Source organism: Thermobispora bispora DSM 43833, from assembly GCF_000092645.1.
Classification (GTDB): domain Bacteria; phylum Actinomycetota; class Actinomycetes; order Streptosporangiales; family Streptosporangiaceae; genus Thermobispora; species Thermobispora bispora.
In genome coordinates, this window is record NC_014165.1 from 3781861 (window position 1) to 3797928 (window position 16068).

At 75.1% G+C, this 16068-nt stretch carries 17 protein-coding genes; 15 read left to right on the forward strand and 2 right to left on the reverse strand.

The features are described from left to right. Positions 1–207 precede the first annotated feature (207 nt). The 10 genes from TBIS_RS16055 to TBIS_RS16100 are packed head-to-tail and all read left to right on the forward strand — an operon-like array spanning position 208 to position 9631. The gene (locus TBIS_RS16055) at positions 208–1077 is read left to right on the forward strand and encodes a NifU family protein (protein ID WP_013133451.1); all 870 of its coding nucleotides are present in this window, start codon (positions 208–210) and stop codon (positions 1075–1077) included. Beyond that, positions 1074–2216 carry an NHL repeat-containing protein gene (locus TBIS_RS16060; protein WP_013133452.1) on the forward strand — a complete coding sequence of 381 codons (1143 nt, stop codon included), beginning with the start codon at positions 1074–1076 and terminating at the stop codon, positions 2214–2216. Before TBIS_RS16055 ends, TBIS_RS16060 begins: the two co-directional genes overlap by 4 nt. Further along, on the forward strand, positions 2213–4564 hold the full coding sequence (gene hypF / locus TBIS_RS16065; RefSeq protein ID WP_013133453.1) for a carbamoyltransferase HypF: 2352 nt from the start codon (positions 2213–2215) through the stop codon (positions 4562–4564). The genes TBIS_RS16060 and hypF overlap by 4 nt, the downstream gene beginning before the upstream one ends. Before the next feature lie 2 nt (positions 4565–4566). Further along, on the forward strand, positions 4567–4851 hold the full coding sequence (locus tag TBIS_RS16070) for a HypC/HybG/HupF family hydrogenase formation chaperone (RefSeq protein ID WP_013133454.1): 285 nt from the start codon (positions 4567–4569) through the stop codon (positions 4849–4851). Then, positions 4848–5582, forward strand: a complete 735-nt coding sequence (locus TBIS_RS16075; RefSeq protein WP_013133455.1) for a HypC/HybG/HupF family hydrogenase formation chaperone — start codon at positions 4848–4850, stop codon at positions 5580–5582. The genes TBIS_RS16070 and TBIS_RS16075 overlap by 4 nt, the downstream gene beginning before the upstream one ends. After that, the gene (locus TBIS_RS16080; RefSeq protein WP_013133456.1) at positions 5579–6250 is read left to right on the forward strand and encodes a D-sedoheptulose-7-phosphate isomerase; all 672 of its coding nucleotides are present in this window, start codon (positions 5579–5581) and stop codon (positions 6248–6250) included. Before TBIS_RS16075 ends, TBIS_RS16080 begins: the two co-directional genes overlap by 4 nt. Beyond that, positions 6237–7355, forward strand: coding sequence for a hydrogenase expression/formation protein HypE (gene hypE, locus TBIS_RS16085; protein ID WP_013133457.1), 1119 nt, complete (start codon positions 6237–6239; stop codon positions 7353–7355). Before TBIS_RS16080 ends, hypE begins: the two co-directional genes overlap by 14 nt. Positions 7356–7405: 50 nt before the next feature. Continuing rightward, positions 7406–7678, forward strand: coding sequence for a HypC/HybG/HupF family hydrogenase formation chaperone (locus TBIS_RS16090; protein ID WP_013133458.1), 273 nt, complete (start codon positions 7406–7408; stop codon positions 7676–7678). A gap of 40 nt (positions 7679–7718) precedes the next feature. Then, complete coding sequence (hypD, locus tag TBIS_RS16095; protein WP_013133459.1) at positions 7719–8849, forward strand: hydrogenase formation protein HypD; 1131 nt, start codon at positions 7719–7721, stop codon at positions 8847–8849. Continuing rightward, positions 8846–9631: a DUF6390 family protein gene (locus TBIS_RS16100; protein WP_013133460.1), complete on the forward strand. Its 786-nt coding sequence runs from the start codon at positions 8846–8848 to the stop codon at positions 9629–9631. Before hypD ends, TBIS_RS16100 begins: the two co-directional genes overlap by 4 nt. 251 nt (positions 9632–9882) lie before the next feature. Here the strand turns inward: TBIS_RS16100 and TBIS_RS16105 are convergent, their stop codons facing one another. Further along, positions 9883–10215, reverse strand: a complete 333-nt coding sequence (locus TBIS_RS16105) for a cupin domain-containing protein (protein ID WP_013133461.1) — start codon at positions 10213–10215, stop codon at positions 9883–9885. Positions 10216–10314: 99 nt separating this feature from the next. Further along, entirely contained in the window at positions 10315–11385 is a 1071-nt protein-coding gene (locus TBIS_RS16110; protein WP_013133462.1) for an alcohol dehydrogenase catalytic domain-containing protein, read from the reverse strand. Between the two features lie 189 nt (positions 11386–11574). On the opposite strand from TBIS_RS16110, the gene TBIS_RS16115 reads away from it, so the two are divergent. The 5 genes from TBIS_RS16115 (at position 11575) to TBIS_RS16135 (ending at position 15999) form a co-directional block, all read left to right on the forward strand. Next, a complete protein-coding gene (locus tag TBIS_RS16115; protein WP_242384276.1) occupies positions 11575–12297 on the forward strand; it encodes a helix-turn-helix transcriptional regulator in 723 nt (240 codons plus the stop codon). A 135-nt stretch (positions 12298–12432) separates the two neighbouring features. Beyond that, positions 12433–12870, forward strand: coding sequence for a hypothetical protein (locus TBIS_RS16120; RefSeq protein ID WP_013133465.1), 438 nt, complete (start codon positions 12433–12435; stop codon positions 12868–12870). A gap of 365 nt (positions 12871–13235) precedes the next feature. Continuing rightward, on the forward strand, positions 13236–13940 hold the full coding sequence (locus TBIS_RS16125; RefSeq protein WP_013133466.1) for a (Fe-S)-binding protein: 705 nt from the start codon (positions 13236–13238) through the stop codon (positions 13938–13940). Beyond that, on the forward strand, positions 13937–15376 hold the full coding sequence (locus tag TBIS_RS16130; RefSeq protein ID WP_013133467.1) for a LutB/LldF family L-lactate oxidation iron-sulfur protein: 1440 nt from the start codon (positions 13937–13939) through the stop codon (positions 15374–15376). Before TBIS_RS16125 ends, TBIS_RS16130 begins: the two co-directional genes overlap by 4 nt. Continuing rightward, positions 15376–15999 carry a LutC/YkgG family protein gene (locus TBIS_RS16135; RefSeq protein WP_013133468.1) on the forward strand — a complete coding sequence of 208 codons (624 nt, stop codon included), beginning with the start codon at positions 15376–15378 and terminating at the stop codon, positions 15997–15999. Before TBIS_RS16130 ends, TBIS_RS16135 begins: the two co-directional genes overlap by 1 nt. Positions 16000–16068: the final 69 nt, after the last annotated feature.

A 16068-nucleotide genomic window follows, 5' to 3' on the forward strand; every position in this document is an offset into this window, starting at 1 on the left:
ATGGTGGGGCACTACCGAGGCGGTCGCCCGCGGCGCATGCCGCGGCCGCCGTCCCGGTGGTGCGGTCGGCACGGCCTCATGCGCGCTCGGTTGCGGCGGCTCCGGGACCGTGCCCGAGGTCCGGTACGCGGGAAGGGCCGCCACCGATCAACCGCCCGGGCGATCGGGGCGCTGAAGCCGGCCGAGCGGTACGGAGGGGAAGGCACGATGAGCACGACCGCGCAGACCACGAGCATCACCGAACTCGCCGAGCGGGTGGACGAGGCGGCGCGCCGGGTGGCCGGGCTCGACCCGGAGGCGCGGAAGGCCGCCGAGGAGCTCAAGGAGGCGGTGGAGGCCGTCCACCGCGCCGGGCTGATCACGATCGTGCGGCGCATGCGCGCCGACGAGCGGGCGCGCGAGCTGCTCTTCGAGCTCGTGGACGAGCCCGAGGTGCGCATGCTCTTCATGCTCCACGGCATCATCCGCCCGGATCCGATGACCGAGGCGTCCCGGGTGATCGACGCGATCCGGCCGATGGTGCGGTCCCACGGCGGCGACGTGGAGCTGGTCCGGGTCGAGGACGGGGTCGCGTACGTCCGGCTGAAGGGCGCCTGCACCGGCTGCTCGGCCCCTGCCGTGGCCCTGCGGGAGGGGATCGAGGAGGCGCTGATCGAGCGGGTGCCCGCGATCACCAGGGTCGAGGTGCTGCCCCCGGAGCCGTCGCCGGTGCTCATCCCGCTGAGCGCGGTGCGGTTCGGCCGGGACGATGGCTGGGTACGGGCCATACCGGTCGAGCAGGTCCCGGACGGCCGGATCACCCCCCTTCACCTGACCGCCAAGGACGGCACCGAGCAGGAGGCGATCGTGGTCCGGCTGGGCGACCGGTTCACCGCGTACGTCAACGAGTGCGCGCATCAGGCCATGCCGCTCGACGACGCGCTGCTCGACCGGGAGGCGGGCACGATCACCTGCCCCTGGCACGGGTTCAGCTTCGACGCGGAGTCCGGCGAGTGCCTGAGCATGCCCGGCGCGCAACTGGAACGGCTTCCGCTCCGCATCGACGACGGCCACGTGTGGATCAAGGTCGGCTCATGAGCGCGCCGGAGGTCATCGAAGGGGACGTGGCCGCGGGCTGGGCACCGCGCACCTGGCTCGGCGCCCCGGCGCCCGGCGGCCTCGCGCTGCCCCCGGCGGCGCCGACGATGGCCTGGCTGTACTCGCCGCGCGGGGTGTACCTCGACGACCGGCACCTGGTGGTGGCCGACTCGGGGAACCACCGGGTGCTGATCTGGCACGGCGTCCCGGAGGAGGACGAGCGGCCCGCCGACGTGGTGCTCGGCCAGCCCGACGGCACCAGCGAAGGCCCGGCCGCGGGCGGGCGCGGCCCCGAGCACGGCCTCCACCTGCCGACCGGGGTGCTGATCCACGACGGGCGGCTGATCGTCGCCGACGCCTGGCACCACCGCGTGCTCATCTGGGACGAGGTGCCGCGCCGGTCCGGCCGGCGGCCCGACCTGGTGCTCGGCCAGCCGGACCTCGGCTCGGCCGAGCCGAACCGGGGCGGGGAGTGCTCGGCGCGCTCGATGTACTGGCCGTACGGCGTGGCCGTGGTGGGCGGCCGGTTCTATGTGGCCGACACGGGCAACCGGCGGGTCCTCGGCTGGGCGGGCGGAATCCCGTCCTCCCCGGACGAGCCGCCCGACCTGATCCTCGGCCAGCCCGGCCCCGCCGAGCGCGAGGAGAACCGCGGGGAGGGGGTCGGCCCGGCGAGCTTCCGCTGGCCGCACGGCATCACCGGCACGCCGGAGCTGCTGCTCGTCGCCGACGCGGGCAACCACCGGGTGCTCGGCTGGCGCCCGCACCCCGGCGGCGACCGCGGCGCGGACCTGGTGCTCGGCCAGCCGGACCCGTACACCGCGGCGGAGTTCCCGTACGGGCCGCAGCGGGCGGACCGGCTCCGCTTCCCCTACGCGGCCTCCCTCGACGGGGATCGCCTCGCGGTGGCCGACACGGCCAACAACCGGATCCTGCTCTGGCACGGCGTGCCCACCGCCTCGGGGCAGGCCGCGGACGCCGTGCTGGGGCAGCCGTCCTTCACGGCGAACGGGGAGAACCGGTGGTCCGGCGTGGCCCGGGACACGCTGTGCTGGCCGTACGGGCTGTGGCTGCACGGCGACCTGCTGGCCGTCGCGGATTCGGGGAACAACAGGGTCGTGATCTGGCAGCGGGCATGACGCACACGAGGGAGCTTCCCAGGACGGCCGGCGGCCGCGAGACCACGCGGCGGCTCCGGCTGACGGTCGAGGGGGTCGTGCAGGGGGTCGGCTTCCGGCCGTTCGTCTACCGGCTCGCCACCGAGCTCGGCGCCACCGGGTTCGTCGGCAACGACTCCCGGTCGGTCTTCGCGGAGATCCAGGGGCCGGAGCCGGTGGTGGACGAGTTCCTCCGGCGGCTGCGGGCCGACGCGCCGCCGCTCGCGCGGATCACCGCGGTCCGCTCCGAGGCGATCCCGCCCGACCCGGCGGAGACCGGGTTCCGGATCGTGGCCAGCCGGGACGCCGGCGGCGCCCGCACCCTGGTCCCCCCGGACGTGGCGGTGTGCCGCGACTGCGTGCGCGAGCTGTTCGACCCGGCCGACCGGCGGTACCGGCACCCGTTCATCACCTGCACCAACTGCGGCCCCCGGTACACGATCATCCGGTCGCTGCCGTACGACCGGCCGGCGACCACCATGGCGGGCTTCCCGATGTGCGACGCGTGCGCCGCCGAGTACCACGACCCCGCCGACCGGCGCTTCCACGCCCAGCCGCTCTGCTGCCCGGACTGCGGGCCGCGGCTCACCCTGCGCACTCCGGACGGGGTGGTCGAGGGCACCGACGCCGCGCTCGCCGCCGCGCAGCGGCTGCTCGCCGCGGGCCGGATCGTCGCGGTGAAGGGGGTGGGCGGCTACCACCTCGCCTGCCGGGCCGCGGACGAGCGCGCGGTGCGGACCCTGCGGGAGCGCAAGGCGCGGGCCGGGAAGGCGTTCGCGGTCATGGCCCGGGACCTGGCCACGGCCCGGCGGCTCGCCGGGATCGGCCCGGCCGAGGCCGCCGCGCTCACCGGGCCGGCCGCGCCGATCGTGCTGCTCACCCGCCGGCCGGACGCGCCCGTGGCCGAGGGCGTCGCCCCGGACAACCCGCTGATCGGGGTGATGCTCCCCTACTCCCCGCTGCACCACCTGCTGTTCGCCCCGGTCCCCGGCGAGGCGGGGTGGGTCCCCGACGTGCTGGTGATGACCAGCGCCAACGTCTCCGACGAACCGATCTGCTTCGACGACGAGGACGCCCGCACCCGGCTGCCCCGGCTCGCCGACGCCGTGCTCACCCACGACCGGCCGATCCACGTGCCGTGCGACGACTCGGTGATCCGGATCGTGGACGGGGAGGAGCTCCCGATCCGCCGCTCGCGCGGCTACGCCCCGCCGGTCCGGCTGGGCCGCCCGGTCGAGCCGGTGCTCGCCGTGGGCGGCGAGCTGAAGAACACCCTCTGCCTCACCTCGGGCCGGCAGGCGTTCTGCTCGGCGCACATCGGGGACATGGGGAGCCTGGACACGCTCCGCGCGGTCGAGCGGTCGGCCGCTCACCTCGCGGACCTGTACGACGTGCGGCCCGCCCACGTCGCCGCCGACCTGCACCCCGGCTACCACACCCGGCGCTGGGCCGAGGAGCGGGCGGGCGACCGGCCGCTCCACCTGGTCCAGCACCACCACGCGCACGTGGTCTCGCTGCTCGCCGAGCACGACCGGGTCGGCGAGCCGATCATCGGGGTCGCCTTCGACGGCACCGGCTACGGCACCGACGGGACCGTCTGGGGCGGCGAGGTGCTGCTGCTCGGCCGGGACAGCCACCGGTTCACCCGGGTCGGGCACCTGCGCCCGGTGCCGCTGCCCGGCGGCGACGCCGGGGTGCGCAACCCCTGCCGGATCGCGCTCGCCCACCTCGCCACCGCGGGCATCCCCTGGGACGACGACCTCCCGCCGGTGCGGGCCTGCGAGGCGGCCGAGCTCCGCGTGGTGCGCGCCCAGCTCGACCGGGGGTTCGGCTGCGCCCCGTGCACCAGCATGGGGCGGCTGTTCGACGCGGTCTCCTCCCTGCTGGGGGTGCGCCACCGGATCACCTACGAGGGGCAGGCGGCGATCGAGCTGGAGGCGCTTGCCACCACCGCGCAGGGGACCCCGCCGCCGCTGCGGATCGAGGTCGGCCCGGACGGGGTGCTCGACCCCGCTCCGCTGCTCCACGGCCTGGTGGCCGGGCTGCGCGACGGCGTCCCGGTCGCCGACCTCGCCGCCGCCTTCCACGAGGCGGTCGCGGTGGCGGTCACCGAGCTGGTGACCCGGGCCGGCGAGGAGCACGGGGTACGGCTCGCCGGGCTGACCGGGGGCGTGTTCCAGAACGTGCTGCTGCTGCGGTCCTGCCGGGATCGGCTGCGATCGGCCGGGTTCGAGGTGCTCACCCACCGCGTCGTACCGCCCAACGACGGTGGGCTCGCCCTCGGGCAGGCGGTGGTCGCCGCGCTGCGGGCGAGTGAGAAGGAGGAGTGACCATGTGTCTCGGCATTCCGGGAAGGATCGTCGAGGTCTGGGAGGAGCGCGGGACCAGGATGGCCCGCGCGGACTTCGCCGGGGAGACGCGGAAGGTGTGCCTGGCGTACCTGCCCGACCTCCAGGTCGGCGACTACATCCTCATGCACGCCGGGTTCGCGCTCACCCGGCTCGATGAGGAGGACGCGCTCGCCACCCTGGAGCTGATGCGGCGGTACGAGGTCATCGACGCCGCCCCGGCCCAGGAGGAGGCCGCCCCGGCGCGGGAGGAGGCGGTGACCCGATGACCGCGCCCGTCATGCCGGAGCAGCCGCTGGACGAGGCGCTCGCCGCCGACCTCGCGGCCACCTCGCTCAGCCTCGCCCGCCGGTTCGCCGCGGGGGCGACGCTGTGGAGCCTGTCGCCCGCCTGGGAGCCGCACGCGAACCACATCGCCGTGGAGTTCGTCCACCCGGTCATCGTCGGCAAGCGCGCGCTGCCCGCGGTCGCGCTCACCGGCCCGGACCCGGTCGGCCTGGCCCGGGCGTCGGTCCGCCCCGGTGACGTGATCCTCGCGGTGGCCACGGCCGGCGACCCCGTGGTGCGGTCGGTGATGCGCCGCGCCCCGGCCTGGGGGACGACCACGATCTGGATCGGCCACGGTCCGCGGCCGCCGGCCGGCGCGGCCGACCACGTGCTCTGGCTGGACGACCCCGACCCCCGCACCCCGGTCACCGGACGGTTCGTCCTCCTCTACCACCTGCTCTGGGAGCTCACCCACGTCTGCCTGGAGCACCCGGGCCTGCTCACCGAGCCCGAGGCCGGGTGCGACGGCGAGGTCTGCGTCACCTGCTCGGACGAGGGCCGGCTCGGCGAGGTGATCTCCGAGGCCCCGGACGGCCGCACCCTGGTCCGCACCGCGGCGGGGCAGGAGCTCGTGGACACCATGCTCGTCGCCCCGGTGGCCCCGGGCGACCTCGTCCTGGTCCACGCCGGGACGGCGATCAGCCGGATCGATGAGGAGGGTGAGGCGCGATGAGCGCGGACGGCACCGGTTTCCTCTACCCGTTCCTCGGGGCGGCGGAGCGGGACGCGGACTCGCTCCTGGCCGACCTGGCGCGCTCGGCGCGGGAGAAGGCCGCGGAGAGCGCGGCGCTGCAGCGGGCCACGATCGCCGAGTTCGGTGAGCTGGTCGAGAAGGCCGCGGCGGAGATGGCGCCGCGGTTCGCCGCCGGCGGCCGGCTGTACACCTTCGGCAACGGCGGCAGCTCCACCGACGCGGCGATCCTCGCCGGCCTGTTCGCCCGCCCGCCGGAGGGCAGGCCGCTGCCCTCCTGGTCGCTCGCGGCCGACCAGGCGGTGCTCACCGCGCTCGGCAACGACGTCGGCTTCGACCTGGTGTTCTCCCGGCAGCTCATCGCGCACTCCGGCGAGTCCGACATCGCGCTCGCCATGTCCACGAGCGGCGGCTCCGCCGACCTGCTGCGCGCGCTCGAGGAGGCGAAGCGCCGCGGGCTGCTCACCATCGGGTTCGCCGGGTACGACGGTGGCCGGTTCGCCACCGAGGGGTATGTCGATTTCTGCTTCGTGGTGCGGTCGCAGAGCGTGCACCGCATCCAGGAGTCCCAGGCCGTTCTCGGGTATCTGCTGTGGGCCGCGGTGCAGCGCCGCCTGGCCGAAGGGGAGGGATCGGATGAGCGTCGATGAGAAGCGGCGGGGCCGCGAGCGGACCGGCCCGGTGGTCCGCGAGGAGCAGGTGCTGGAGAAGATCGAGGCGTTCCGCCGCCGCCGGCCGCGCCTGCTGGAGGACGTGGTCACCATGGCGCACGGGGCGGGCGGCAAGGCGTCCGCGGCGCTGGTCGACGCGGTCTTCCTCGAGGCGTTCCGCAACAAGGAGCTCGAGCGGCGCTGCGACGGGGCGGTGCTGCCGCTGCCCTCGGGGGAGTCCCTGGCGTTCAGCACCGACTCCTTCGTGGTGCACCCGCTCCGGTTCCCGGGCGGCTCGATCGGCCACCTCGCGATCCACGGCACCGTGAACGACCTGGCGGTGATGGGCGCCCGGCCCGCCTGGATCTCGGCGGCCTTCGTGATCGAGGAGGGCTTCCCCATCGAGCAGCTGCGCGCCATCGCCGCGGACATGGCCGAGGCGGCCAAGGCCGCCGACGTGGAGGTGGTCACCGGGGACACCAAGGTGGTGAGCGCCGGCGCCGCGGACGGGCTGTACATCACCACCGCCGGGGTGGGGCTGATCCCGCCCGGGCGGGAGCTCTCCGGCGACCGGGTACGGCCCGGCGACCGCGTGCTGCTCTCCGGGACCATGGGCGACCACGGGGCCGCGGTCATGCTCGCCCGGGGCGACCTCGGCATCGAGGGGGAGATCAAGTCCGACACGGCCCCGGTGAACGGCCTGGTCGAGGCGCTCCTCACCGCCGCGCCGAGCACCCGCTGGCTGCGCGACCCCACCCGGGGCGGGGTCGGCACGGTCTGCAACGAGCTCGCCATGGAGACCGGGCTCGGCGTGGTCCTCGACGAGGCGTCGCTCCCGGTGTCCCCGCAGGTGAACGGCGTCTGCGAGCTGCTCGGCATCGACCCGATCTACGTCGCCAACGAGGGCAAGGTGCTCGCGGTGGTGGCGCCCGAGGAGACCGACGCCGCGCTCGCCGCCATGCGGGAGCACCCGCTCGGCCGCGACGCCGTGGTCATCGGGGAGATCACCGACCGGCTGTCCGCGACCGTCGCGGTGCGCACGGCCTTCGGCGGCACCCGGATCGTGGACATGCTCGTCGGCGATCCGCTGCCCCGCATCTGCTGACGGAGGAGACGCCAGCGGCCGGACGGCCGCCGAGTGAAGGAGACAGCGACATGTGCCTGGGGATTCCGGGACGGGTGGTCGAGATCGTCGACCCCGAGCAGCACCTCGCCAAGGTCGACGTGGGCGGCCTGCAGCGGACGATCAGCGTCCGGCTCCTCGCCGACCAGGACCTGCGGGCCGACGACTGGGTGCTCGTCCACGTGGGCTTCGCCATGGCGAAGATCGACGAGGAGGAGGCCAAGCTCACCATCGAGGCGATGAAGAAGCTGGGCCAGGCCTACACGGACGAGATCGAGGCGTTCAACTCGACGGCGATCATCTAACGGCGCTGCGGGGCGACGGGCGATACGACGGGAGGATGCAATGCGGTTCATCGATGAGTTCCGCGACCCGGACGCGGCGCGGGCGCTGGTCGCCGCCATCACCGAGCTGGCCGGGGACGAGCGGTTCAAGTTCATGGAGGTGTGCGGCGGGCACACGCACACCATCTACCGCCACGGGCTGGAGCACGTGCTGCCGGAGAACGTCGAGCTGGTGCACGGTCCCGGGTGCCCGGTGTGCGTGATCCCGATGGGCCGGGTGGACGACGCGCTCTGGCTCGCCGAGCAGCCCGGGGTCATCTTCACCACGTTCGGCGACATGATGCGGGTGCCGGGCAGCCGCGGCAACCTGATGGAGGCGAAGGCCCGGGGCGCCGACGTCCGGTTCGTCTACTCACCGCTCGACGCCCTGCGGATCGCGGTCGACAACCCGGACAAGCAGGTGGTGTTCTTCGCGGTCGGGTTCGAGACCACCGCGCCGTCCACCGCGGTCACCCTGGTGCGGGCCCGGCAGCTCGGGCTGGAGAACTTCTCCGTCTTCTGCAACCACGTGACGATCGTCCCGCCGATCAAGGCGATCCTCGACTCGCCGGACCTGCGGCTCTCCGGCTTCATCGGCCCGGGCCACGTCTCCACGGTCGTGGGCTGCCGGCCGTACCGCTTCATCCCCGAGGTGTACGGCAAGCCGTTCGTGGTCGCCGGGTTCGAGCCGCTCGACATCCTCCAGGCGGTCGCCATGCTGCTCAAGCAGATCCGCGAGGGCCGGTGCGAGGTGGAGAACCAGTACGCGCGGGTGGTGCGGGAGGAGGGCAACCCGCAGGCGCTCGCGCTGATGAGCCAGGTGTTCACCCTGCGGCCGCACTTCGAGTGGCGCGGGCTGGGCTTCATCTCGCAGAGCGCGCTCAAGCTCAGCGACGACTACGCGAAGTTCGACGCCGAGCTGCGGTTCGACATGCCGGGCGTGCGGGTCGCCGACCCCAAGGCCTGCCAGTGCGGCGAGGTGCTCAAGGGCGTGCTCAAACCGTGGCAGTGCAAGGTGTTCGGCACCGCGTGCACCCCGGAGACCCCGATCGGCACCTGCATGGTCTCGCCGGAGGGGGCCTGCGCCGCCTACTACAACTTCGGGCGGGTGAACCGGGAGGCGGCCCGGCTCATCGACCAGGGCGCGCGATGAGCGGCCCGGCCCGTGGCGCGACGGCGGAGTTCGCCGGGGAGCGGCTGTTCGCCCGCTACGCCCACGCGCCGAACGAGCTCGGCTACTGCGGCCCGGCGGACTCGCGCCCCCTGCTCGACGCCGGGGTGACCGGGGCCGACCCGGCCGCGGTGCGGGCGGCCGCGCGCGCCTTCCACGGCGCCTGGCCGTACCTGGAGATCATCGCCCGGCTCGCCGGCATCGCCGACCCGCTCGACCACCGGGTGGTGGAGGCGTACTGGATCGGCGGCGGCATCGGGGACGCGATCGACGCCGCGGAGTTCGGCCGCGCCCTGCTCGCCCACATCAAGCCCCAGGCCGGCCACTACTGGCGGCACCTCACCGAGGACGTGATCGAGGAGGCGGCGCCGAACCACTGCTTCCACGTGTTCGGCGTCTACCCCTGGTCCCGGCTGCTCGGGCCGGTGCACTTCGAGCACCCGCTCCAGGTGCTCGACGGCTGCCGGATCCGCTGGGCCACGGTGCTCGAGCGGGAGGAGGACCACCTGGTGGTCCGCACCCGCCGGCTCACCTGGGACGGCGGCCGGCTGGGGCTCTCCGAGCCGGTGGTGGAGCGGGTCGCCCGCACCGTGGGCGGGATCGACCTGCTGCCCGGGGCGCGGCCCGGGGACCGGGTGGCGGTGCACTGGTCCCGCGTCTGCGACGTGCTCACCCCGGAGCAGGTGGAGCGGCTGCGCCGGACCACGCTGGCCCAGCTCGAGGCCACCAACCGCCGGCTGGCCCGCGGCGGCGGACCGGCCTGACCGGGCCGGGCACCGCCGTCTCCGGCCGCCGGATCGGCCGCCGGGCGCCGTTTCGGTCACGCCGGGCGCCGTTCCCGGGCCGTGACCGGGCCATGGTGGCCGGCTCGTGGTGGCCGGGCATCCGGGAAGCGCTCCCGTCCGGGCGCCGGCCGGACGGCACCCGCCCGCCGGGTGCACTCACTCGCCTCAGGCGTGCCGTGCCTCGATCGCGGCTCGCCATGCTCCCGGTGGCCGTTCCCCGGCGCGGCGGTTCAGCGGGTCTTGGCGACCGTGAGCAGGACCACGGAGTCCTCGGCCGCCTCCAGGGCGTGGCGCTCGCGCGGCACCACGAGCAGGTCGCCGCCGATCCCCTCCCACGCCACGTCGCCGCAGGTCAGGCGCACCCGGCCGCGGAGCACGTACACGGTCGCCTCCCCGGGGCTCTCGTGCTCGGCGAGCGCGGTGCCCTCGGTCAGGGCGAGCAGGGTCTGGCGCAGCACGTGCTCGTGCCCGCCGTAGACGGTCTCGGCGGCCCGCCCGTTGCCCGCGGTCGCCGCCCGCTTGAGGAGCTGGTTGGCGAGCGCCTCCAGGGAGAACTTCTCCATGCCGCCGAGTCTGCCACAGCGAGGGCCCGGCACCGGGGTATCCCCGGCCGGTCGCGGCTCAGCGGTCGAGCCGCCGGGGTGTTCCCGGCCGGTCGCGGCTCAGCGGTCGAGCTCGCCCCCGGGCGCCGCTCCCCCGCCCCGGGTGAGCATGACCTTCAGCGCGCCGCTGCTCACCGGGTCGGCGAACGACCGGTAGGCGTCGCCGATGCCCGCGAAGGTGAACCGGTGGGTGATCAGGCCGCCCACGTCGAGCCGCCCCTCGTCGACGAGCTGGAGCAGGGTCGGCGTGGAGTAGGTGTCCACCAGCCCGGTGGTGATGGTGACGTCCCGGCTCCAGAGGTCCTCCAGGTGCAGCGGGGCCGGCTTGCCGTGCACGCCGATCACCGAGAGGCGGCCGCAGGGGCGGACGAGGCGGGTGCACAGCTCGAACGTCTCGGGCGCGCCGACCGCCTCGATCACCACATCGGCCCCGAGGCCGTCGGTCACGGCCCGCACCACCTCGAGCGGGTCCTCGTCCGGCTTGATGGTGATCTCCGCGCCGGCCCGCTTGGCGGCCTCGAGCCGGGGCTCGGCCTGGTCGATGGCGATGATGCGGGCGGGGGACAGCAGCCGGGCGGTGAGGATGACGGCGAGCCCGATGGGCCCGCACCCGACCACCACCACGGTGTCGGCCGGCCGTACGTTGCCGTTGAGCACCCCGACCTCGTAGGCGGTCGGGAGGACGTCGGCGAGCAGCACGGCCAGCTCGTCGGAGAGGTGGGACGGCAGCCGGTGCACGGAGAGATCGGCGAAGGGGACGCGGGCGAACTCGGCCTGCACCCCGTCGATCATGTGGCCGAGCAGCCAGCCGCCGCGGCGGCACTGGCCGTACCGCGCCTTCCGGCAGTACGCGCACCGGCCGCACCCGGAGATGCAGGAGACGAGGACGCGATCGCCGGGGACGAGGTCGTCGATGTCGGAGCCGGTCTCGACGACGATGCCGACGGCCTCGTGGCCGAGGACCCGCCCCGGGTCGACCTCGGGCACGTCCCCGGCGAGGATGTGCAGGTCCGTGCCGCAGATGGCGGCCGTGGTCACCTGGATGATCACATCGCGCGGATCGGCGATCCCGGGATCGGGCACGGACGTCCAGGCCTGTTTTCCGGGCCCCTCATACACCAGTGCCTTCATGGCTCCTCCTCGCGGCGCCCCGCGAGGTTGCCCATACCCCGGATTCCCCGGTCCTTTCCGGTCCGGCCTCGCTCAACGACCGTGACCAGGCCATCTGGGGATCGCGCGTCCGGTGGCCGCTCGCTCCCGGCCGCCGCGCGGATGACCCACTCCGGAGGGGCGGCGGGACCGAAATCTACAATCACTGCCGTGAAAACTCGGCGGGCACCCAGGACCGGCACGATCGATCCGGAAGCCCACCGGGTGCTGGGCGGGGTGAGCCGGGTGGCCGTGCTGGAGACCCTGCGCCGGGCGGGACGGCCGCTCGCCATCTCCGAGATCGCCGACGCGGTCGGCCTCCACCCCAACACGGTCCGGGCCCATCTCGCGCTGCTGATCGAGCACGGGCACGTCGCCGGAACGCGGGAGGACCGGGACCGGCCCGGACGGCCCCGCACCCTCTACACGGCCGTCCGCACCCAGGAGGACTCCGATGCGCGCGGCTACCGGCTGCTCGCCGAGATCCTGCTCGGCTACCTGGAGCACCACGGAGACGGGGCCGGCGCCGCGGTCGACGCCGGCCGCCGGTACGCCACCCGGGCCCTTCCCCGGGACCTGCCGGCCGGCGGCTCGGTCACCGTGGACGCGATCGTGGCGCTGCTCGACCGGGCCGGGTTCGAGCCGGCGGTGTCGGCGGACGGCGCCACCGTCGAGCTCCACCACTGCCCCTTCCGGGAGCTGGCGCAGGCCGACCCGGAGACCGTCTGCGCGGTGCACCTCGGCCTGCTCCAGGGGGCGCTCACCGAGCTCGGCGCCCCGGCGGAGGGGGTACGGCTCACGCCGTTCGCCCGGCCCGGCCAGTGCCTCGTCACCCTGGCGGATCACCACGGGCCCGGGCGTGACGCACCCGGCGGCCGTGAGGGTCAGGGATGACCGGCCGGATCGCCGCCCACCGCGCCGTGCCGCCCACCCGCCCCGTGGAGAGCACCCTCCCCCGCCGAGCGGACCTCCGTTCCCCGACGTACGCCGCGCCGCGGCCGGCGCACACGGTTTCCCCGAGGTGACCTGATGACCTGGTGGACCATCGTCCGATTCCTGCACGTCCTCACCGCGGCCCTGTGGGTCGGCGGGCAGCTCGCGCTCTCCGTCGCCATCCTCCCCCCGGCCCGGCGCCTCCTCGCGGCCGAGCAGCGCCGTACCGTGCTGCGCGAGGTCGGCCGCCGGTTCGGCATCTTCACGGGCGCGTTCCTGCTGCCCGTGCAGATCATCACCGGAATCGCCATCGCCTGGCACAAGGGGGTGACCTGGGAGTCGCTCGCCGAGCCGGGCTACGGCCGCATGCTCGCCATCAAGCTCGCGCTGCTCGTCATCGCCTTGGCCTGCTCCGCCCTGCACGGGGTGGCCGACGGGCGTGGGCTCGCCGGGTTCGCGCGCGCCATGGCGATCACCTCGCTGGTCGCCTCCGTGGGCATCATCCTGTTCGCCTCGGCCCTGCCCGTGACCTGACCCGCCGCGGTCCGCGCCCCGCGCCGCCCACCGGGCCGCGCCCGCGGTGGCCGTACGGCACGCCCGCGGGCCCGCGGCCCGGGTACGGCTCGCCCGGGCCGGGCGGCACGCCGCGGGGGTTTCGGCCGGTACGGCCCCGCCCGGATGGGCACGGCGCTCCGCCCGCACCGGGTGGCGCGCCGGCCGCCGGGCGCCGGGCACGGCCGCCGGAGGACAGGGGCCGCGCGCCGTCCCCGCCACCGGCGGAGGGCCGGCCCGCCACGGGCACCGACCCGGCCCGCCCGCTGTGCCGGTGCGCCCGCCGGCGGGAAGATTGAGCCCAGACCGGCGCCCCGGAGCGGACCCGCCGGGGCGGGGAGGGGCACATGCGGATCGGACTCTTCATCACCTGCGTCAACGACCTGCTCTACCCAGGCACGGGCCGGGCGGTGGTGCGGCTGCTGGAACGGCTCGGCCACCGGGTCGGCTTCCCCCTCGAGCAGACCTGCTGCGGGCAGATGCACCACAACTCCGGGTATCGCGACCTGGCCGTCCCGCTCGCCCGCCGGTTCGCCGCGGCGTTCCGCGGCTACGACGCGATCGTCGCCCCGAGCGGCTCCTGCGTCGCCATGGTCCGCGACGTCCACCCGCGCCTGGTCCCCGAGGCGGCCGGGACGGCCGCCCGCACGTACGAGCTCTCCGAGTTCCTGATCGACGTGCTCGGCGTCACCGACGTCGGGGCGCGCTTCCCGCACCGGGTCACCTACCACCCGAGCTGCCACGGGCTGCGCCTGCTGCGGCTCGGCGACCGGCCGCTCCGGCTGCTGCGCGCGGTGCGGGACATCGAGCTGGTCGAGCTGCCCGGCGCGGAGGAGTGCTGCGGCTTCGGCGGCACGTTCGCGGTGAAGAACGCGGACGTGTCCGGGGCGATGCTCGCCGACAAGTGCGCGGCGATCCGCGCCACCGGCGCCGAGTACGTGACCGCGGCCGACAACTCGTGCCTCACGCACATCGGCGGGGGCCTCTCCCGCCTGGGCGCGCCGGTGACCGCGGTGCATTACGCCGAGATCCTCGCCGGGAGGGACGCGTGAGGCCCGGCGGGGACCCGCTGGCGAGCGGGGTGCCGTTCCCCGAGGCCGCGCGGGCCGCGCTCACCCGCGCCCAGCTCCGGCGGAACCTGCACCGGGCCACCCGCACCATCCGCGGCAAGCGGGGCCGGGTGGTCGCCGAGCTGCCCGACTGGGAGGAGCTGCGCGCGGCCGGGAGCGCGATCAAGTCCCACGTGCTCGCCCACCTGCCGGAGCTGCTCCTCCGGTTCGAGGAGGCCGCGACGGCCGCCGGGGCCCGGGTCCACTGGGCGCGGGACGCGGCCGAGGCCTGCCGGATCGTCGTCGGCCTGGTCCGGGAGACCGGCGCCCGCGAGGTGGTCAAGGTCAAGTCGATGCTGACCCAGGAGATCGGCCTGAACGAGGCCCTCGCCGGGGCCGGGATCACCCCGATCGAGACCGACCTCGCCGAGCTGATCGTGCAGCTCGCCGGGGACAGCCCGTCGCACATCCTCGTCCCGGCCATCCACTACAACCGGCGGGAGATCCGCGACATCTTCCGGGAGCGGATGCCGGGCACCGGCCCGGAGCTCACCGACGACCCGCAGGCGCTCTGCGAGGCGGCCCGCCGCTACCTGCGGGAGCGGTTCCTCTCCGCCAAGGTAGCGATCTCCGGGGCGAACTTCGCGGTGGCCGAGACGGGCACGCTCGTGGTGCTGGAGTCCGAGGGCAACGGGCGGATGTGCCTGACCCTGCCGGAGACGCTCATCTCCGTGGTCGGCATCGAGAAGCTGGTGCCCACCTTCCAGGACCTCGAGGTGTTCCTCCAGCTCCTCCCCCGGTCGTCCACGGGCGAGCGGATGAACCCGTACACGTCGCTGTGGACCGGGGTGACCCCGGGGGACGGGCCGCAGAACGTGCACATCGTGCTGGTGGACAACGGCCGCACCGCCGCGCTCGCCGACCCCGTCGGCCGGCAGGCGCTCCACTGCATCCGCTGCTCGGCCTGCCTCAACGTGTGCCCGGTGTACGAGCGGGTGGGCGGGCACGCGTACGGCTCGGTCTACCCGGGACCGATCGGGGCGATCCTGTCACCGCAGCTCACCGGGGTCGCAGCGAACCGCACCCTGCCGTTCGCCTCGACGCTCTGCGGGGCGTGCTACGACGTGTGCCCGGTGCGCATCGACATCCCCGGGGTGCTGGTCCACCTCCGCCGGGCCGCGGTGGCGGCGCGGCCCGGCCCGTCCGCCGAGCGTACGGCGATGCGGGCCGCGGCGTGGGCGATGGGCGGCGGGCGGCGGTTCGGCCGGGTGCTGCGGCTGGCCGGCCGGCTGACCGCCCCGCTGCGGTGGGCGCTGCGCGGCCGGCGGGTGCGCCGGCTGCCCTGGCCGCTGTCGGCGTGGACGGCCGCCCGGGACGCGCCGCTCCCGCCCGGGGAATCGTTCCGCGACTGGTGGGCCCGCACCCGTGAGGAGGCGTGATGGACGCCCGGACCGAGATCCTCGCCCGGATCAGGGCGGCCCTCGCCGCCCATCCCGCATCCGCGGCACCCGTGCCCCGCGGCTACCGGCGGTCGGTGGAGTGCCCCGACCCGGTGACGCTCCTCACCGACCGGCTCCGGGAGTACCGCGCCACGGTGCACCACTGCCGGGACGAGGAGGAGCTGCCCGCCGTGCTCGGCTCCGTCCTCGCCGGCTCCCCCACCCTGGTGGTGCCGGGGGACCTGCCGGAGCGGTGGCTCGCCCGCTACCGGGGGCGGGTGCGCCGCGACGGGGACCCGGCTCCGCTCTCGGTCGCCGACCTGGACGCCGCGTCCGCCGTGCTCACCGGCTGCGCGCTGGCGATCGCGGAGACCGGGACGATCGTGCTCGACGCCGGCCCGCTCCAGGGGCGGCGCGCCCTCACCCTCGTCCCCGATCACCACGTCTGCGTGGTGCGCGCCGGGCGGATCGTCCCCGGGGTGCCCGAGGCGATCGCGGCCCTCTCCCCGGCCCGCCCGCTGACCTGGATCTCCGGCCCGTCGGCCACCAGCGACATCGAGCTCGACCGGGTGGAAGGGGTGCACGGCCCGCGCCGGCTGGACGTCGTGCTGGTCGGCCGCTGACCGCGCGTGCCGGGGCGCCTCCGGAAGGCGTACGGCATTGCGATCCGTGGTGCTCTGGCACAGAAGCCA